This is a genomic window from Streptococcus sp. CF8_Ac1-9 (genome assembly GCF_024295565.1).
Taxonomy (GTDB): domain Bacteria; phylum Bacillota; class Bacilli; order Lactobacillales; family Streptococcaceae; genus Streptococcus; species Streptococcus parasanguinis_X.
The window spans coordinates 641,643-658,627 of sequence record NZ_JANCOY010000001.1 but is presented as its reverse complement, the minus strand read 5'-3'; the positions used below and the strand labels follow the sequence as shown (position 1 = coordinate 658,627).

Sequence of the window (16,985 nt, the reverse complement as noted above, 5' to 3'; positions counted from 1 at the left end):
AATTAATTATGCAGAAAAAATTGCCCCAGATAAAGATTCGTGAGTGGAATGAAAAGCCAAGAACAAAACTGCGATTTATTAAAATTGGTGATATTTTTTGCTATCAATTTTCGGAGGAAATGTTTGTATTTGGTCAAATCCTTGGAAAAGTGAATGTGGGTCATGTCATCCAATTTTTCGATTTCTTTCAAGCAAGTCCTACTATAACAGTTGAGGAGCTAAGTCGTGCTCAATTTATAGGTAAGCCCATCATTGTAGACTCCTACACCTTGTTTGATCGAAGTCCAGTATGGTCTTGGCAGATAATTGGTCACCAAGTGGATTTTGATCCAAGCCCTTTTAAGGATTTAGCCTTTAAATGGGGAGACCCAAGTGGTACTCAATTTGGGAAGGTCTGGCTAGATGGTAGGACAGAACCTAAGATTTTTTCTAGGGAAGAAGTTGACGACCTAGACTGGGAAGCCTGTGTCGGAAGTATAGTTTATAACAGAATACTGGAAGAAGAACTGGCAAGCAGAGGAAATAAAGGAGTTTGAGATGGACTATGTAGATGAGTTAACTTCAGGACGTACGCCCTTGGTAAAAAAAGCTGCGAAAAAAATTTTAAAGGGTAAACTAAAAGGATATGGACCATTCTTGCATCAAGCCTTGGAGGGCGAGATGGAAAAACCTAGATCGTGGGAATCACAAATGTACTTACTCTACGCCATGGCCGCAACGGATTGTACAGAAGAAATCCCCTATCTCAAGTCATTGCTACTGAGAGATATTCCAACCCCTGTAACCTATCGCTCTCTAGCAGTAGCGATTGCTTATCTAGAAAATTTAGAAACAGAGAATTTGTCTTTTGTTTATGAGTCCTTGGAATCGAATAACTCATCTCAAGCTGCAGGTGCCTGTGCAGCGATATATCAGAGAAAGATTGTGCTGAAAGATGACGATTTTAACAAAATTATGTCTTATGTGACTCAGCCTAAATATCTTGAGCATATTGGTCAAGTCATAAATCCATTTTTATTTATCTTAGCAGCATCTTATCTATATCCAGAAGAGAATCGCCAGAAAATTGTTGACTTTTCTCGTCAGTTCGATATATCTATCGTCAAGGACTTAATCAATGACGTTACAAAAGGAAAGGACGGCAGAAGAGTTAGTCTATTCTAAAATCTACTTAAAGAGAGAAACAATAACTCTTAAAAACAAGTCTTTTATTCATTTTTAAAAAGGAGTTCATACTGTGAAATGGTTTGAAAAAGCAGTAGGAAGGGAAAAGATTATTCATTTATTTGATGGTGATTTGGACTTGAAGAATGTTTTTCTTGATACTGTGTTATGTTACGATTACAAATTAGATCTTGTCTTTTATTTATTTGATTTGCCAACTAATTTCCCTGAAAAGTGGCAGAAAAGTGCATTTAATGCCATAAAAATTAATTTAGAATTTTTTAATTTAGATGAAATCCATTTTTATTCTAAGGGGATTCATAAGGTGAATGGACAACTGGAGTTGCTCTTTTTAGAGAATAAGGTTGAATTTAATTTTATAAACCAAAATGATGTGATGTTATCAGGATCTTCTGACCTAGTTAGAATTGCTGAGATTGGTCCTGTGAAGATTGATACTTAAAGATGTCTTCCTAGCTTATTTGCGGAGATTCAGGATGATCAAACAATCCTCCATTATTAGGAGGTACACCACGACTATGGGAAAAAGTGAAGGAAGAGCACAAACATTAGACCTTGACCTAAACCTTTATACAAGAAAAACACTGCGAGACCACGAATATGAAGTTACAGTATTTTGAATTAGATAAGCCCTATGTGGAAAATCAACAGAGGATTGAGGAGCTGATGGACTCAGCTGCGCTAACTTACGAGGAAGCTAGAGTTGAAGACTATCGACAGAATTGGAAAGACCTTCGAAGAGCGTTCGTATATGAATCCAAATGTATGACCTCTATGGTAGAACGGCTTTTCAAACCAGTTATAACCCAGGATTGTTGGAAAATCAACATAGAATGTGTAGATACGATTGGTAATCCAGCTATCATGAACCTACTTGGTGTCTATACTGTTCAGGTCTTATTTGATTTTTCTAGCTATGAAAGCTCGAGTCCATTGGAACAGAAAAAGATGCTCTTAGGGGCCTTGCTAAAAGGGGTAAAGCGCGTGTTTCAGGAGCTCTTTATTCCATGCTCCTTGATAGAGGATGTAGTCAATGAAATAGAGAAAAACGATTATGAAAATAGCTGGGAGTGGAAAAGGAAGAAGATCCAATCCACGACCTATTCCATTCAAGTGGAGCATCAGCTAGATAAGGTGGATTTGTTTTGGAAGATAGAGCACAAGGATAAGAGCATCCGCCAGTTGATTCAATCCTGCCCTGCTCATGAGATGGATTATGGGGCTAAGCTTGGTAAACTGGAAGCAAAAGGTAACTTCCTATATCTGCTGGATAAAGAGAATGAGGTTGTGAGCAAGCTAGAGCTTGAAACAATAGCTGAATGAAACCCAAAAACTAGCCATTGTCCAAAAACACTTGTCAACAGCAAGTAAGCAAGATAGTAGGAAATGGCCATATAACAAAATAGAATACAAAAAATTAAGGTTCAAAAACTATGGTAAATAAATTAGCAAATGTTTCCGGTGGAGAAATTTTCGCAATTCCTTTGTTTTTAACTGATAGATCCGATTTAGAGAGATTTAAAAAATCTGATTTCTCTGGGGAAAATAAAAAATTCGCCTATTGTAGAATCATCAAAGATCTAGGTGGTGGCGGTATACTCATAGAGGTTTTTACTTTAATCGATGGATTGTCTCCTGAAATAGAGGACATCATCCAATCAGGAAGGTTATTTCCGCCAATTGCCATAAATGGTCTGGGAATATATAAAAAACGTTGGCCGAAAGTCGGACAATAAGAGAAGTATGACTGCGAAATAGATTCTCTTTTTTCTCAAATACAGTTAGTTCTTCCTGCCTTACCGCATGAAAAGCCGAGATTATGGCAGAATGGTCAAGAAAAGTTTATTTCTTTTGAGGAGAGCAAGGATTATGAAGAATGGACAGTTTGGCTTTCTTCTCATTTAGAAAAAAGGATTATTGAAAGTTTAAAAGCAAGAGGAATAGACGTGTAGCTTTCGAGAGAGTGAGAACAATGAGTGAGTTAAAAAAGAGATTATCTTTATTAAAAGTAGAAAAACGAATCAATCAGTTGAAGGGGATTAAGGATGTTCATTTTCTGACCGATAAACCTAAAGAAATTGCTTGGTATGCTGGGGAGTTGAATCCTATAGACTCTCCGCTTCCTTGCTTTAATGAGTTTCCTCTTGCCCACACTACTCAAGATTTAAGTAGTTTAATTCAAAGTCTAGTTGGCAATAGCAGTCGGTTTATCCTAGTTTTTTGGGAGTTTTCACCAGTTTACGTCTTGTTTCAAATGGAGTCTTTGGATGACTTTTTGCCCTCTTATTCTACTGAATTTTCTACCAGAGACCTGACACTTTTCTTTCAAGACCAGGAAAAAGTACTGGATCTCCATTTAGCGGAGGATAAATTAGAAGTGAGAGTCTTGGAGAATAAATCTAAGAGCCCGTAGATTCTATAAATTGAAAATGAATATAGAATTAGTCGATGAAAGAGGCAAAAAGGAAAGAATGCCATTCTTGGAGAGACAAATGGTAAAGGAAGATTCTAATGTGTGAAAAAGAATATTATTATTATGGCAATAGTGAGTTTATGACAGGCCTAGGAGTTATTTATACAGAGTTTACTGGTCAGCGTGCAAGTCGACAAATTAACGTTTTGAATGGGCACTCTTATGCTTCCTCTTGCCTACAGGATTATGTTCCAGAAGTAGGGTTTCTACTCTATGATGGTCGAAAAGATGAGTTGGATCTATCAGACTCCATCAAGATTAGTCAAGAGGAATTTGAACGAATTTGGGCTCAGGCTGTCGCTAGCGGTCAGAATGATACGTAATCGTCAGTTGAAAATAGCCAAATATAATCCCAAAAATGTGAGAGGAGTCTAATAATGATGTTCAATTTGTTGAAGGAATTTGTAGAAGTCTATCATAGAAACAAGGGCTTAGGAGAGCTTGTATTTACTAGTGACTGTCTCCATGTCGAAAAGCCAGATTTGTCTGGTCAATTGAAAGAGTTCTACCAACATTTGAGCTTTGAGGAAGAAGCTTATTTTAGAGGAGCTCCCTATGATCTTGCTCTAATTCCTCTCCCTCTATGTGAAGCTGCATCAGAAGGATGGCAGGATACTAGTTGGAAAGAGAGTTATGTGGTTTTTGCTCACATGATGGGGGATGAGCCAATTTTTTGTGATCTAACTAGCGAGCTTAGTCCTGTATTTGGCAAGATTCCTGGGAATTCCAAGCTCTATTGCTTAAGCCCCTCTTTATCTACTTTCTTGTCTACTTATAGTCAGATGAAAAAGCTAGAAATCACCAAGTTTGAGAATGACATCTACATTGATGAGGACTTGTCGGACTATAAAGAAGGTTTTTTAACAGGAATCATGGCTATTATCGAGGAGCAACTTCCTGAAGCCTATCGAAAAGACTTTATTGAATTTATGCTTGGCTAAAGCCAAAGATGAAGAGATGAGAAGCAAATGAAATTGAAGAATTTTTTAAAATGTTGTGAGGATCTGGTCATACAAGAAAGTGGGGCTTCAGCTCTTGAACTAGAAAAACTCAAAGCCAGACAGTTTCCGCAAGCTCACCTGGATTTGCTCTCCATAACCAACGGCTTGGAATTTTATGGTGGCTATTATCGTTTGTTTGGGACGGATTCTACTCAAGCTATTACGCTAGATTCCTGGAATTCGGATGAGGTATGGAAAGACGTCTGGAGAGATTATGCATCAGACTACTATTTTTTTGGTATGTCTGCTATTGGAGATCAATTCGCTTATAGAATGAAGGATGGGAACATTCAAAGTCATCAAGTTTATTATTTAGATGGGATTACGATGGATGTTATCGAGATCTACGACAGTTTTGAAGCATTTTTTGAGAGGGAATTTGTTCTGAAAGCCCAAGGTGGGATGGAATCTATTTTTGTGTCTGCTAGGGAACGATTTGGAAATCTAGACCTCTCCAGAAGCTGTATTTATTCCCCTTCCTTAATGATAGTGAATGATCCAAGTGTTGAAAATCTCATGCTTTTACCGACAAAGGATGTCATGACCATCAATGGGGATTTGTTTGTTCAATTGTCTGATTCAGAGGAGTCTATTACGAAACTAGAGCAATATCTAGACGCTTCGGGTAGAGCCAGAGTCAAGGTCATTTTTGATCGAGATTGAGCAAGCAGGATATAGTTTATTTAGAAAAAATACTCTGAAGATTTCTGATTTTAACCTTTTTGCGACAAGCGATGATTTAGTCTTTTAGTTAAGGTGTCATTGTAAAATGATTTAGGTTGAAAATAGAAAACGAAGTATTTTATTCATGAAAAGAGGTGAATGATGACTAGTTTAGATAAATATTTAGAGATCATTAAAAAAGGATTTTCCGAAAGAGAGAATTTAATGGCAATGGCGCCTCTGCGTACGATTGAAGAGATTGCACCATTATTGGATGAAACATTGACTTATAAAGAATTTATCGATATCAATCGCTTATTAAGACAAAAATACATTGTCGAAAACCCAGAGGATATGCTAAAAGATGTAGATTTTAACCAGCTTTCTTTACCTAGCAATACGAGGGTGATTTACTTGATGGGAAGTAAATCTGATGTGCTAGACTTTTCAAAATATGAACAAGTAGAAAAGATTTTAATAGTTGGGGCTAGAAAAGTAAGAAAGATCATCTTACCCCAGAATGATTGTGTGAAAGCTCTAGGGATATCTTCTATGACAAATTTGGAAAGTATAGAGAATATTTCTATTCAGAAAGGTATGCGTTATCTGCACTTTGATTTTGGTGTAAAGTTGCCGAACTTTAATTTTATTAGGGATTTAAATCAGCTGCTCTATCTTTCGTTTACGGCAAATAAAAACTTACCGGAATTGGATTTCATCCAGCCATCTAGTGAACTCCGTTTTTTAGATTTTGTCGATACCAATATTTTTAAATACGCATCTACAGTTAGCTACCTGAAGTATCTAAAACATCTTCGATTTTTAACAACGGGAAGAACAAATCAAAAGCAAAGGGATCTTCTTAGAAGTGAGTTACCACATGTTTGCATGCGAGAGGGTTAAAAACGACTGCAATACGAGTTTTGGTGATGTATAAACAAGCAAATGAAATTCTTAAACGAGACACAAGGAAATTACCAAGGAGGTAAAAATGTTACTAGAGAATAGTATAAGTAAGTTAATTAGACTGTATGAGGAAACAACCTTTATTCCCCAATCAGTTATCTTTTCTACAGGAAAAACAAGAGTCCAGTCTTTGGAATTGACAGGGGAATTACTCTTTTACTATCAACACTTAGGGATCAAAGAGGATTTGTTTTTTGCTAATCAAAATTTTAATATCATTTTGTTACCATTAGATTCGTATGCAAGGACAGTCGAATGTTGGGCCTTACAAGATATTCTTCAGTTTAGTGAAGGGCAATACCAGATATTCGCTACTACAGATACAGATGATATTCTTTTCTGTGATATGAAAGATGACAGTTCTCCAGTTTACGCGGGCAGTCCTGGAGATCCTAATTTCTACAAACTCAGCGCAAGTTTGACGGAGTTTTTGGAGTTCTATTTCGCTTTTTCAAATTTTTGGAAGCAAAGAGAAGATGTTCCTCTGGAGGAATTTATTGCAGGGACAGATGACTTGATAAAGTGCTACCTTTCCCCAAGCGTCCAAACAACAGCGAAAGAATATCTATTTCGGTAAGATTGGCCTGAGAAAAGCCTTTCTTAGTAACACAGAGTGAGTTGGATAGGAGAAAAGAAATGAAAGTGAAAGAACTAATCGAAGAGATTGAAAATGATGCTGAGTTCGTCTCGTATTTAAACCAGGTTCCCAAAAAGAATAAGAAAACCCAAGCTAGCTATCTCGAATCGCTGAATCATCTGGCCTATTTACTTTATCTGGATGGTCAAGAGGAAATGGCTAAGAAATTATTAGATAGGATCATACAAGTTCCATTTGAAGGGAATTATAACACTTGGACCTTTGTTGCTAGCTCTCTGGTTTTATTGGCCTATCTGGAAAGAGAGGCAGAAAATCAGGTATTTGTCTATAAAAAACTCCTTTTATCCCCATTAGAACAAGGAGAGGAATCCACTCAAAACATAAGAAGGAGAGTTCATCAGAGATTTTTGAATGGTGATAGCTTGGAGCAAAAGCTTGTAAAAATCGAGCAAGCTTCAAGTCCTGAATCGGAAATGGAACGCCGTCTGCTATTCTTAACAGATCTACTGAAAATTTACCTCTTTATCACTGAGTCAACTTGTGAAGAGACAAATATTCAGGCAAAAATTGAAGAGAATATGGAGATACTGAAGAAGTATATCAAGGAACATGAAATCTATAGCCTCTTTCCTTTTAAGGGATAAGATGAGCTGACAATCTTTGACTTTTAGAAAAGAGTAGAATATGGAAATCAAAAATCACTTTGGCGTCTATGGAGTCTGTCTTCAAGAGGGGAAACTGCTCTGCATTGAAAAAACGAGAGGCCCCTATCAGCATCGTTTTGATCTACCGGGTGGTAGCCAGGAAGCAGGGGAAGGGCTGACTGAAACTCTCAGGAGAGAAGTTCTGGAAGAGACGGGCTATACGCTAAGCAGTTACGCTAATCCTAGGATGTATGATGTGCTGGTTCAAGAAGAGGGCAAAGATTTCGCTGTGCATCATATCATGGCCTTTTATGATATCGTACTCGATTTCGAGAGCTCTCAACAATCCCTTCCTCAGGAGGTTCTTGATGGAAGCAATGATTCAGCAAATGCAGTTTGGTTGAATGTGGAAGAAATTACTGCAGACAATGCTTCTCCTTTAGTATTGAAGGTAAAGGCGGAGTTACGAGGATTTCCAGAATTAGAACTGACAAGCTACAGAAATTGGAAAGTAAAATAGAGGGAGAATGGAACTATTTAAAACATGGAAGAAATATATGGTTCTCTATGGTCTTAAATCTCAAATTGGAACTGTTTATCGAAACAGTGATAGGACAACGAGCTTTTATGATATTGGGAATTTTCTATATCTAGCAGGGAAATTAAATTCTAGATTTTGGGAAGACTTTGTTAGGCAATATGGTTTAGATTATAAGATTATTATTTCAGAAGACACTAAGTGGCAAGATTTTCTGCATCGGCAAGTGGGGTTAATTTCTTTTACTCGCTATTCTTTTAAGGATAAGGCAAATTTTCAAGTTGAATTTCTAAATGATATAGTTACTCATTTAGAGGAAGGATACAATATTGTACCTATTGATAATCGTATTTATAACTATCTTTCTGAGGAAGAATGGTCACAAGATTTACAGGGGGATTTTGAGTCCTACCAGGATTTTACTTTAAAAGGTGGATTTGGCTTTGTTATTCTTAAAAATAATGAACTGATTGCTGGGATTTCCTCAGGTTTAGTTTACCATGGAGCAGTTGAAGTGGAAGTTGCAACTAGACCAGACGAACAAGGAAATGGATTTGCTAAAAAACTTGGTGCTGCAATGATTCTAGAGAGTTTAAATAGAGATATGTTTCCACTTTGGGATGCTCATAACGAGGCTTCCAAAAAAGTAGCAGAATTTTTAGGATATGAGTTAGTTGAACCTTATGAAGCTTTTGAACTAGAGGAAAGTGTCATATAATGATATCTAATATTGTATCTTTTAAGACGAGGTGAATGGCTATGAAAAACCAGCTAGCTCTTAGTGGCGAAAAAATTGTTGAAAAAGTTTATCCCCATTTATTGCACCACGTCGGCTTGATTCGTGGGGAATACTTGTTGAGAGAACTAAACCAAAACATACTATTACCAAATTGTCAGCAATTTGTGAAAGATTATCTAGACACTATTTGTCATTTGTACTCAGATGAAGAAGTCTGGTATCGCTTTTCAGAGTTAACAAATGCAGAAGCAAATATTCTAGACGGGACTAAAGAGTATTTTGACGAACGCCACCCCTTATTTGGATACAGAGGTATCAGGCGTTTGTTGGCGTGTCCAGATGAATTTCAGGCTGAGATAAATGTTGTTACCGAAGTTTTTCAAACCAATCCCAATCTGTCTGTTATTTTTCCTTTTGTCAATGATGCCGAACAATTAAAACAAGCTATTACAGTATTGCGTCAGTATGGTTTTACCGGGAAAGTTGGCACGATGATTGAATTACCATCAGCTTATTTCGACTTGGACAGGATACTGGAAACTGGTATTTCAAAGATTGTAGTTGGAATGAATGATTTAACTTCTTTTATTTTTGCGACTGTGAGAAACAGTCAATGGCATGATATGGAAAGTCCAATTATGTTAGATATGTTGAGACAGATGCAGGATAAAGCAAGGAATAACAAGATTGATTTTGCTGTAGCAGGCTATCTGAATCCTTCTTTCATACAAAAAATGAATCAGATGGGGATTGAGTGCATTATCCACTACAGTTCTATTCCGGAGATTTTTAATTTAGAGATTGACCATCCAGATCATCTTAAACATATAAAAGAAGAAAGTAAAAAATTACAAAGGAGAACCAATGACACCTCAAGAAATGTGGAATGCCTACAAGCAAATTAACCCCTCGATTGAAGATGAGATAGACGCCTGGGCCTTTGGAGTGGATCCAGACCTTTTAGCGGAACTGGTCTTTAAAGGCGAAAAAACAGCAACCGCCTCAGCTTATGACCTCTACGCAGTAGAGGACGAACCCCTTCCACAAGAAGGGACCTTTGATGTTGTTTTAGACAGTAAGGATGAAGCTGTCTGCATTGTCGAAATTACAAAGGTTTCTGTTCAGCCTTTCCATCAAGTGTCAGCTGACCATGCCTATAAGGAAGGTGAAGGAGACAAATCTCTGGCTTATTGGCGTCAGGTTCATGAAGACTTTTTCAAAGACTGCTTTGGAGAAGCAGGTCTGACGTTTACACCTGACAGCAAGGTTGTTTTAGAAGAATTTCGCAAGGTTTATCCATTATAGAACGAGGCTGGGCAAAAACTGTCCAGCCTTCGATGTTTAATAGGAATAACTGTATGACGCAGTGGTTGATTGGCATCTTTGTTCGCTATTTAGCTCCAAAGATGACCTAATCAACTGTGCGGGGGTGGGAAAACGAACTCTTTTTAATTAGTCGAAGTTCTTTCCCACTCCCTTTGATTTGGGTCTTATTTTCCAAAAGGGCTAAAAAATGGTATAATGTAAGCGATATTGTACAGAAAAGAGAAATGTTATGCCAAATTATGCCATTATTTTAGCAGCGGGGAAAGGTACCCGTATGAAATCAGATCTGCCTAAGGTTCTTCACAAGGTTGCAGGGATCTCAATGTTGGAGCATGTCTTCCGTAGTGTTGGAGCCATCTCACCTGAGAAGACTGTAACGGTTGTGGGCCATAAGGCGGAATTGGTGGAGCAAGTTCTAGCTGGACAAACAGAATTTGTTAAACAAACCGAACAATTGGGAACTGGTCATGCGGTAATGATGGCAGAGCCAGTCTTGGAAGGTCTTGAAGGGCATACTCTTGTCATCGCAGGTGATACTCCTTTGATTACGGGTGAAAGCCTCAAACACTTGATCGACTTTCATATCAACCACAAGAATGTAGCAACGATTTTGACAGCCGAAGCAGCTAATCCATTTGGCTATGGTCGGATTGTCCGCAATGACAATGCGGAAGTGCTTCGAATTGTTGAGCAAAAAGATGCGACAGATTTTGAAAAACAAATTAAAGAAATCAATACAGGGACTTATGTCTTTGACAATGCACGCCTCTTTGAAGCTTTGAAAAATATCAACACAAACAATGCCCAAGGTGAATACTATATCACGGATGTCATCGGTATTTTCCGCGAATCTGGTGAAAAAGTCGGGGCCTATACGCTCAAAGATTTTGATGAAAGTCTTGGGGTTAACGACCGCGTGGCCCTTGCAACAGCAGAAAGCATCATGCGTCGTCGCATTAACCAAGCCCACATGGTCAATGGGGTGAGCTTTGTCAATCCGGATGCGGCCTATATCGATGTCGATGTTGAGATCGCACCAGAAGTGCAAATCGAAGCCAATGTTACCCTGAAAGGCCATACAAAAATTGGGGCTGAGACAGTTTTAACCAATGGAACCTATATTGTGGATAGTGAAATTGGGGCAGGTGCCGTTATTACCAACTCCATGATTGAAGAGAGCACGGTAGCCGATGGCGTAACGGTAGGACCATATGCTCATATTCGCCCAGGATCTAGCCTCGCCAAAGATGTCCATATTGGAAACTTTGTCGAAGTCAAAGGTTCGTCTATTGGCGAAAATACTAAAGCAGGTCATTTGACCTACATCGGCAACTGCCAAGTCGGCAGCAACGTCAACTTTGGTGCAGGAACCATCACGGTGAATTATGATGGCCAACACAAGTTTAAAACGACAATTGGAAACAATGTCTTTGTTGGCTCAAATTCGACCATCATTGCACCAGTTGAATTGGGCGACAATTCCTTAGTCGGTGCTGGATCTACCATTACCAAGGATGTTCCAGCTGACGCGATTGCGATTGGTCGTGGTCGTCAAGTGAATAAAGAAGAGTATGCCCTTCGCTTGCCACACCATCCTAAAAATAAATAGGAGATTCTCATGCAATTTGAAGAAAAAACCATTGAGCGCAAGGAGATTTATCAGGGACCGATTTTCCAAGTGGTCACTGATCAAGTAGAACTACCCGCTGGAAAAGGCCAAGCGCAGCGTGATTTAATCTTCCATAACGGAGCAGTAGCGGTTTTGCCGATCACAGAAGATGGGAAAACGATCTTGGTCAAGCAGTACCGCAAGGCGATTGAACGGACCTCGGTGGAGATTCCAGCAGGGAAGTTAGAAAAGGGAGAAAATGCAGACCCTAAAGCGGCTGCTCTGCGCGAATTGGAAGAAGAAATTGGCTACACAGCGGATCTAGAGTTGTTGTATGATTTTTATTCTGCCATTGGATTTTGTAATGAGCGGATCAAACTTTATGGTGCGACCAACTTGAAAAAGGTGGAAAATCCACGTCCACAAGATGCGGATGAGACCTTAGAGTTATTAGAAGTGACCTTGAAGGAAGCTAAAGATTTGATCCAAACTGGCGAAATCTGTGATGCCAAGACCATCATGGCCATCCAATATTGGGACTTAATCAATAAATAGAGGAGGATCCGATGGGAAAACCTTTATTAACCGATGAAATGATTGAACGAGCAAGGCGAGGTGAGGACATCATTGGTCCTAATATAGTCGATGCGGAAGAGACGAAAATTATTCGGACAGACCACAGAGGATTTGGCTATGAACGTCCTACAAGAGAGAGTCGTATGGAGCGTCCACAAGAGCGTTATTCTCAGGATACTGTGCAGATCCAAGTGGAGCCCACAGTGACCAAGAGTCGTCGCATTGAAGAACGTAAACAAAGTGTGGTCCAATCCAAACTCAATAAGATTTTGTTCTGGATCATTGTGCTCCTCATTGCCTTGATCATTGCTATTTGGCGTCTATAAGGTCGTCAAAAGGAGAGAAATGACATGAAAATTGGAATTATCGCAGCCATGCCCCAGGAGTTGAAAATCTTGGTTGAAGCCCTTGAAAATGGGGAAAAGAATCTGCGTCTTGGAAAAGTCTACTATACAGGATCTATTGGACGCCATGAGGTCGTTTTGGTTGAAAGTGGTATCGGAAAAGTCATGTCTGCTATGAGTGTAGCAGTCTTGGCCAATGATTTCAAAGTGGAAGCCATTATCAATACAGGTTCTGCAGGTGCGGTTGCACCGGGAATGGCTGTTGGGGATATCGTACTTGCAGACAAATTGGCTTATCATGATGTGGATGTGACAGCCTTTGGCTACAAGTATGGTCAAATGGCAGGTCAACCACTTTACTTTGAATCCAGTCGCTATTTCGTATCAGAAATGAAAAAAGTTCTGGAAGAAGAAGCTGCAACCACACATGTGGGCTTGATTACAACAGGAGATAGCTTTATCGCGAGTGAAGAAAAAGTCGCAGCAATTCGGGAGCATTTCCCAGAAGTATTAGCAGTTGAGATGGAAGGGGCAGCTATTGCCCAAGCCGCTCATGCAGCTGGACGTCCTTTCATGGTCATTCGCGCCATGAGTGATACAGCAGATCACGCAGCCAATGTCTCATTTGATGAATTTATCGTAGAGGCTGGCGAACGCTCTGCTCAAACCCTGATTACCTTCTTGAAGAGATTGGTGTAGAAAAGATATAGGGAAATTGAACATGTATCGTGAATCGTATTTTGATGGAGGCCTATTTTCATATATTGGCCATGTTTTATTAGCAACCTTCATTACAGTATTTACTTTTGGGATTTGTGCTCCTTGGGGCGTGTGCATTATGTATAACTGGAAGGTCAAGCATACCGTGATTGATGGTCGTCGTCAGTACTTTGACGGCACGGCTATGCAGTTATTTGGAAATTGGATCAAATGGTGGTTCTTTACCATCATTACATTTGGGATCTATGTGTTCTGGTTAAATATCAAGGTCACTCAATGGATTACCAAGCATACTCATTTTATAGACTAATTGAAAAGGACTCGTCTACGGACTAGTCCTTTTTTGAAGCCGAATCTTTCAGAAATAGGGAACTTTCATGCTATAATAAAGACTAGTAATGTAAAGGAGAGAATATGGTTTTATCAAAAAAACGGGCACGCCATGTGATTGAAGAAATTATCGCCCTCTTTCCAGATGCTAAACCGAGTCTGGATTTTCGTAATCATTTTGAATTATTAGTGGCAGTCATGCTCTCAGCTCAGACGACAGATGCGGCTGTTAACAAAGCGACACCAGGTTTGTTTGCGGCTTTTCCAACCCCACACGCCATGGCAGCAGCCAGTGAATCCGATATCGCCAAGCATATTTCTAAATTAGGCCTCTATCGAAATAAGGCCAAATTTCTAAAAAAATGTGCCCAACAATTGCTGGATAACTTTGATGGGCAAGTACCTCAGACTCGTGAAGAGTTAGAAAGTCTAGCAGGAGTAGGACGCAAGACTGCAAATGTGGTCATGAGTGTAGGATTTGGCATTCCAGCTTTTGCTGTCGATACCCATGTGGAGCGAATCTGCAAGCACCATGATATCGTCAAGAAATCAGCAACACCATTGGAAGTTGAAAAGCGGGTCATGGATGTTCTGCCAAAGAGCGAATGGCTGGCTGCCCATCAAGCCATGATTTACTTTGGACGGGCTATCTGCCATCCTAAAAATCCTGAATGTGACCAGTACCCACAACTCTATCATTTTGATTAGGAATCAGTTCCTCTGCTCGAAAGAGCAGAGGTTCTTTTTTAGGCTAAACGTATATTTATTAAAAGGATTGAAAGATTCGGTTTTGCAAATCTGTGGTGGTAGGTGCCTAGACTCGCCTATCCGGCTTCTTTGAGATCGATTTCAAGATGCTTTTTCTTTATATCTTATTATATTCATTCAGAAATAACGAACTTTTTTAAAATAAATTTGGTTTTTTGTAAGAAATAGTGTATAATGGTAGAAAATCTAACATAAGGAGATAGTGATGAAAGCAAAAAAACTGTTAGCTCTTGCAGGAGTTTCTGTTGCAGGTGCCTTTCTTTTAGCAGCATGTGGCGGTGGTAGTAGCAATCAAGCAACCTACTCATTCGTCTATTCAGCAGATCCAAATACCTTGGATTACATCGCTGCAACTCGTACAACGACTTCAGATGTCACAAGTAACCTTGTAGATGGTCTTCTTGAAAACGACCGATACGGAAACTTTGTGCCAAGTCTAGCAGAAGATTGGACTGTCTCTGAAGATGGATTAACCTATACTTACAAACTTCGTAAGGATGCCAAATGGTATACGAGTGAAGGGGAAGAATATGGTGCTGTAACGGCTCAAGACTTTGTTACAGGGATCAAACACGCGGTTGAGTCTAAATCAGAAGGTCTCTTCTTGATTCAAAATTCGATCAAAGGTTTGGATGCCTACGTAAAAGGGGAAACCAAAGACTTTAACACAGTTGGAGTCAAAGCCTTAGACGACCACACCATCCAATATACTTTGGTTCGTCCAGAAAGCTTCTGGAATTCCAAAACAACCTCAGGTGTTCTTTTCCCAGTTAATGCGGATTTCTTGAAATCTCAAGGAAAAGATTTTGGTTCGTTGAAACCTAGTAGCATCTTATACAATGGTCCATTCTACTTGAAATCATTGACTTCAAAATCTGAAATTGAATTGGTCAAGAACAAAGACTATTACGATGCGAAAAATGTTCATATCGACAATGTCAAATTGACCTTTAACGATGGATCAAATCCAGATTCTATCATTAAGAACTTTGAAAAAGGTCAATATTCCTTTGCATCTGTTATGCCAAACAGTTCGACGTATAAGAGCGTTAAGAAAAACTTTGGCGACAACATTGTCTATGGTTTGCAATTGGGAACATCCTACTATCTTGGATTCAACTTGGACCGTCAAAAGTATAACCACACTGCCAAAACAACGGATGAACAAAAAGCTTCTACCAAGAAAGCAATTCTAAACAAGGACTTCCGTCAAGCGGTGAACTTTGGCTTTGACCGCAAATCATATGCGGCACAAGTATCTGGATCTGATGCGGCTGAAAATACCCTTCGTAGCACTTTGGTGCCACCAACTTATGTCCAAGTCAATGGAGAAGATTTTGGTAAAGTCGTTGAAAAACAATTGGTTACCTATGGGGATCAATGGAAGGGTGTGAGCCTGGCCGATGGTCAAACTAGCCTTTACAACCCAGAAAAAGCCAAAGCTTCATTTGCGAAAGCCAAAGCTGAATTGCAAAAACAAGGCGTTCAATTCCCAATTCATTTGGACTACATTGTCAGCCAAGTGGACAACAGCATGGTCCAACAAGCTAGCTCCTTCAAACAATCTGTAGAGTCAGCGCTTGGTGCAGACAATGTCGTTGTAGACCTTCAAAAGGTTTCGGATGATGATTTCCAAAATATCACCTACTTCAGCGATACTGCTGCTGCGAGAGATTACGATATCTCAGGCGGTGGTTGGGCTCCTGACTACCAAGACCCATCGACTTACCTCGAAAGTATCAGCCCAGTAAATGGTTCTGTCTTCTACTATCTTGGTATTGATGCAGGTTCAAACAATCCAGCCATTGCAACAGTTGGTTTGGATCAATACGCTAACATGTTGAAAGACGCCGATGCTGAATTGTTGGATCAAGCTAAACGCTATGAAAAATATGCAGCAGCGCAAGCATGGTTGACAGATAGCTCGATTACGCTTCCAACTGTTTCAAATGGTGGTGCTCCAATGCTTCAACGGACCGTACCATACAGCCGTGCTGCTTCATGGGTTGGTACAAAAGGAACAGGAACCTTCTACAAATACCTTGAAATGTCCAAAGATGTTGTCACAACAAAAGACTTTAACAAGGCCAAAGAAGAATGGTTGAAGAAAAAAGCAGAATCCAATAAAAAAGCTCAAGAAGATCTCAAAGATCACATCGAAAAGAAAAAATAAATCAATCATTGTTCCATCAATGAGGATAAAAAAAGTCGGAACCTTCATGTGAGGGTTCCGGTTTTTTAGGTATCGAATGTTAGTCCATCTCGTTCTTTTAGATGAAAGATAGATCAACCACTGCATCTTGCTCGGCAATCCAAAAACAGTTAAGAGGCTAGGACTTTTGGCCCAGCCTCTTAACTATAGACGGGTGATCATCATTCTATTCACTAAATCTTAAAAAATAGCCATCTGGATCTAAAACTGCAAATTCATGAGGATAGATATAATGGTCGCCAACAAGAAATTCTCTTTTGTTGTACCCTATGCTTTTTAGCGAAAACGTTTCC

Annotated in this window: 23 protein-coding genes and 1 pseudogene; 23 read left to right on the top strand and 1 reads right to left on the bottom strand. The window is 39.3% G+C overall.

The window, feature by feature from the left end:
- Positions 1-8: 8 nt before the first annotated feature.
- The 23 genes from NML76_RS03270 to NML76_RS03160 all read left to right on the top strand — a co-directional run bounded on the left by NML76_RS03270 (position 9) and on the right by NML76_RS03160 (position 16,653).
- A complete protein-coding gene (locus NML76_RS03270; RefSeq protein ID WP_254732644.1) occupies positions 9-536 on the top strand; it encodes an Imm26 family immunity protein in 528 nt (175 codons plus the stop codon).
- Between the two features lies 1 nt (position 537).
- Positions 538-1,164, top strand: a complete 627-nt coding sequence (locus tag NML76_RS03265) for a hypothetical protein (protein WP_003006201.1) — start codon at positions 538-540, stop codon at positions 1,162-1,164.
- 73 nt (positions 1,165-1,237) lie between these two features.
- Positions 1,238-1,627, top strand: coding sequence for an Imm50 family immunity protein (locus NML76_RS03260; RefSeq protein WP_254732642.1), 390 nt, complete (start codon positions 1,238-1,240; stop codon positions 1,625-1,627).
- Between the two features lie 332 nt (positions 1,628-1,959).
- Positions 1,960-2,508 (top strand): hypothetical protein, encoded by a 549-nt coding sequence (locus NML76_RS03255; RefSeq protein WP_254732640.1) that lies wholly within the window; start codon positions 1,960-1,962, stop codon positions 2,506-2,508.
- A gap of 110 nt (positions 2,509-2,618) precedes the next feature.
- Entirely contained in the window at positions 2,619-2,921 is a 303-nt protein-coding gene (locus NML76_RS03250) for an Imm26 family immunity protein (protein ID WP_118095755.1), read from the top strand.
- A 236-nt stretch (positions 2,922-3,157) separates the two neighbouring features.
- Positions 3,158-3,598: a hypothetical protein gene (locus tag NML76_RS03245; RefSeq protein WP_118095754.1), complete on the top strand. Its 441-nt coding sequence runs from the start codon at positions 3,158-3,160 to the stop codon at positions 3,596-3,598.
- Positions 3,599-3,696: 98 nt separating this feature from the next.
- The gene (locus NML76_RS03240; RefSeq protein WP_023917559.1) at positions 3,697-3,981 is read left to right on the top strand and encodes a hypothetical protein; all 285 of its coding nucleotides are present in this window, start codon (positions 3,697-3,699) and stop codon (positions 3,979-3,981) included.
- 54 nt (positions 3,982-4,035) lie between these two features.
- Positions 4,036-4,599 carry a hypothetical protein gene (locus tag NML76_RS03235; protein WP_049514868.1) on the top strand — a complete coding sequence of 188 codons (564 nt, stop codon included), beginning with the start codon at positions 4,036-4,038 and terminating at the stop codon, positions 4,597-4,599.
- Between the two features lie 27 nt (positions 4,600-4,626).
- Positions 4,627-5,322: an SMI1/KNR4 family protein gene (locus NML76_RS03230; RefSeq protein WP_118095753.1), complete on the top strand. Its 696-nt coding sequence runs from the start codon at positions 4,627-4,629 to the stop codon at positions 5,320-5,322.
- Between the two features lie 162 nt (positions 5,323-5,484).
- Entirely contained in the window at positions 5,485-6,225 is a 741-nt protein-coding gene (locus NML76_RS03225) for a hypothetical protein (RefSeq protein ID WP_118095752.1), read from the top strand.
- A gap of 88 nt (positions 6,226-6,313) precedes the next feature.
- Positions 6,314-6,865 carry a hypothetical protein gene (locus NML76_RS03220; RefSeq protein ID WP_239682705.1) on the top strand — a complete coding sequence of 184 codons (552 nt, stop codon included), beginning with the start codon at positions 6,314-6,316 and terminating at the stop codon, positions 6,863-6,865.
- 59 nt (positions 6,866-6,924) lie between these two features.
- Entirely contained in the window at positions 6,925-7,530 is a 606-nt protein-coding gene (locus NML76_RS03215; RefSeq protein ID WP_049491603.1) for a DUF6707 family protein, read from the top strand.
- Positions 7,531-7,570: 40 nt separating this feature from the next.
- Positions 7,571-8,050 carry an NUDIX hydrolase gene (locus NML76_RS03210; protein ID WP_049491604.1) on the top strand — a complete coding sequence of 160 codons (480 nt, stop codon included), beginning with the start codon at positions 7,571-7,573 and terminating at the stop codon, positions 8,048-8,050.
- A gap of 7 nt (positions 8,051-8,057) precedes the next feature.
- Positions 8,058-8,786, top strand: coding sequence for a GNAT family N-acetyltransferase (locus tag NML76_RS03205; protein WP_049491606.1), 729 nt, complete (start codon positions 8,058-8,060; stop codon positions 8,784-8,786).
- A gap of 41 nt (positions 8,787-8,827) precedes the next feature.
- Complete coding sequence (locus tag NML76_RS03200) at positions 8,828-9,712, top strand: putative PEP-binding protein (protein ID WP_049491609.1); 885 nt, start codon at positions 8,828-8,830, stop codon at positions 9,710-9,712.
- Positions 9,672-10,112 carry an ASCH domain-containing protein gene (locus NML76_RS03195; RefSeq protein WP_049491611.1) on the top strand — a complete coding sequence of 147 codons (441 nt, stop codon included), beginning with the start codon at positions 9,672-9,674 and terminating at the stop codon, positions 10,110-10,112. Before NML76_RS03200 ends, NML76_RS03195 begins: the two co-directional genes overlap by 41 nt.
- A gap of 250 nt (positions 10,113-10,362) precedes the next feature.
- Entirely contained in the window at positions 10,363-11,742 is a 1,380-nt protein-coding gene (glmU, locus tag NML76_RS03190) for a bifunctional UDP-N-acetylglucosamine diphosphorylase/glucosamine-1-phosphate N-acetyltransferase GlmU (protein ID WP_049491613.1), read from the top strand.
- Positions 11,743-11,751: 9 nt separating this feature from the next.
- Entirely contained in the window at positions 11,752-12,297 is a 546-nt protein-coding gene (locus NML76_RS03185) for an NUDIX hydrolase (protein ID WP_003006238.1), read from the top strand.
- 11 nt (positions 12,298-12,308) lie between these two features.
- Positions 12,309-12,644, top strand: coding sequence for a cell wall synthase accessory phosphoprotein MacP (gene macP / locus NML76_RS03180; protein WP_049491615.1), 336 nt, complete (start codon positions 12,309-12,311; stop codon positions 12,642-12,644).
- A 24-nt stretch (positions 12,645-12,668) separates the two neighbouring features.
- A complete protein-coding gene (locus NML76_RS03175) occupies positions 12,669-13,361 on the top strand; it encodes a 5'-methylthioadenosine/adenosylhomocysteine nucleosidase (protein ID WP_049491617.1) in 693 nt (230 codons plus the stop codon).
- 22 nt (positions 13,362-13,383) lie between these two features.
- Positions 13,384-13,692: a hypothetical protein gene (locus NML76_RS03170; protein WP_049473168.1), complete on the top strand. Its 309-nt coding sequence runs from the start codon at positions 13,384-13,386 to the stop codon at positions 13,690-13,692.
- Positions 13,693-13,796: 104 nt separating this feature from the next.
- The gene (nth, locus tag NML76_RS03165; protein ID WP_049491619.1) at positions 13,797-14,420 is read left to right on the top strand and encodes an endonuclease III; all 624 of its coding nucleotides are present in this window, start codon (positions 13,797-13,799) and stop codon (positions 14,418-14,420) included.
- Between the two features lie 265 nt (positions 14,421-14,685).
- Positions 14,686-16,653, top strand: a complete 1,968-nt coding sequence (locus NML76_RS03160) for a peptide ABC transporter substrate-binding protein (RefSeq protein ID WP_049491622.1) — start codon at positions 14,686-14,688, stop codon at positions 16,651-16,653.
- 205 nt (positions 16,654-16,858) lie between these two features.
- On the opposite strand, the pseudogene NML76_RS03155 reads toward NML76_RS03160, so the two are convergent.
- Positions 16,859-16,951 (bottom strand): annotated as a pseudogene (locus NML76_RS03155) (VOC family protein); the annotation flags it as partial.
- Between the last annotated feature and the right edge of the window lie 34 nt (positions 16,952-16,985).

Excerpts from the sequence above, each read along its gene's own strand:
- NML76_RS03270 (WP_254732644.1), top strand. The coding sequence starts at position 9 with ATGCAGAAAAAATTGCCCCAGATAAAGATTCGTGAGTGGAATGAAAAG.
- NML76_RS03265 (WP_003006201.1), top strand. The coding sequence starts at position 538 with ATGGACTATGTAGATGAGTTAACTTCAGGACGTACGCCCTTGGTAAAA.
- NML76_RS03255 (WP_254732640.1), top strand. The coding sequence starts at position 1,960 with ATGGTAGAACGGCTTTTCAAACCAGTTATAACCCAGGATTGTTGGAAA.
- NML76_RS03250 (WP_118095755.1), top strand. The coding sequence starts at position 2,619 with ATGGTAAATAAATTAGCAAATGTTTCCGGTGGAGAAATTTTCGCAATT.
- NML76_RS03245 (WP_118095754.1), top strand. The coding sequence starts at position 3,158 with ATGAGTGAGTTAAAAAAGAGATTATCTTTATTAAAAGTAGAAAAACGA.
- NML76_RS03240 (WP_023917559.1), top strand. The coding sequence starts at position 3,697 with ATGTGTGAAAAAGAATATTATTATTATGGCAATAGTGAGTTTATGACA.
- NML76_RS03235 (WP_049514868.1), top strand. The coding sequence starts at position 4,036 with ATGATGTTCAATTTGTTGAAGGAATTTGTAGAAGTCTATCATAGAAAC.
- NML76_RS03230 (WP_118095753.1), top strand. The coding sequence starts at position 4,627 with ATGAAATTGAAGAATTTTTTAAAATGTTGTGAGGATCTGGTCATACAA.
- NML76_RS03225 (WP_118095752.1), top strand. The coding sequence starts at position 5,485 with ATGACTAGTTTAGATAAATATTTAGAGATCATTAAAAAAGGATTTTCC.
- NML76_RS03220 (WP_239682705.1), top strand. The coding sequence starts at position 6,314 with ATGTTACTAGAGAATAGTATAAGTAAGTTAATTAGACTGTATGAGGAA.
- NML76_RS03215 (WP_049491603.1), top strand. The coding sequence starts at position 6,925 with ATGAAAGTGAAAGAACTAATCGAAGAGATTGAAAATGATGCTGAGTTC.
- NML76_RS03210 (WP_049491604.1), top strand. The coding sequence starts at position 7,571 with ATGGAAATCAAAAATCACTTTGGCGTCTATGGAGTCTGTCTTCAAGAG.
- NML76_RS03205 (WP_049491606.1), top strand. The coding sequence starts at position 8,058 with ATGGAACTATTTAAAACATGGAAGAAATATATGGTTCTCTATGGTCTT.
- NML76_RS03200 (WP_049491609.1), top strand. The coding sequence starts at position 8,828 with ATGAAAAACCAGCTAGCTCTTAGTGGCGAAAAAATTGTTGAAAAAGTT.
- NML76_RS03195 (WP_049491611.1), top strand. The coding sequence starts at position 9,672 with ATGACACCTCAAGAAATGTGGAATGCCTACAAGCAAATTAACCCCTCG.
- glmU (WP_049491613.1), top strand. The coding sequence starts at position 10,363 with ATGCCAAATTATGCCATTATTTTAGCAGCGGGGAAAGGTACCCGTATG.
- NML76_RS03185 (WP_003006238.1), top strand. The coding sequence starts at position 11,752 with ATGCAATTTGAAGAAAAAACCATTGAGCGCAAGGAGATTTATCAGGGA.
- macP (WP_049491615.1), top strand. The coding sequence starts at position 12,309 with ATGGGAAAACCTTTATTAACCGATGAAATGATTGAACGAGCAAGGCGA.
- NML76_RS03175 (WP_049491617.1), top strand. The coding sequence starts at position 12,669 with ATGAAAATTGGAATTATCGCAGCCATGCCCCAGGAGTTGAAAATCTTG.
- NML76_RS03170 (WP_049473168.1), top strand. The coding sequence starts at position 13,384 with ATGTATCGTGAATCGTATTTTGATGGAGGCCTATTTTCATATATTGGC.
- nth (WP_049491619.1), top strand. The coding sequence starts at position 13,797 with ATGGTTTTATCAAAAAAACGGGCACGCCATGTGATTGAAGAAATTATC.
- NML76_RS03160 (WP_049491622.1), top strand. The coding sequence starts at position 14,686 with ATGAAAGCAAAAAAACTGTTAGCTCTTGCAGGAGTTTCTGTTGCAGGT.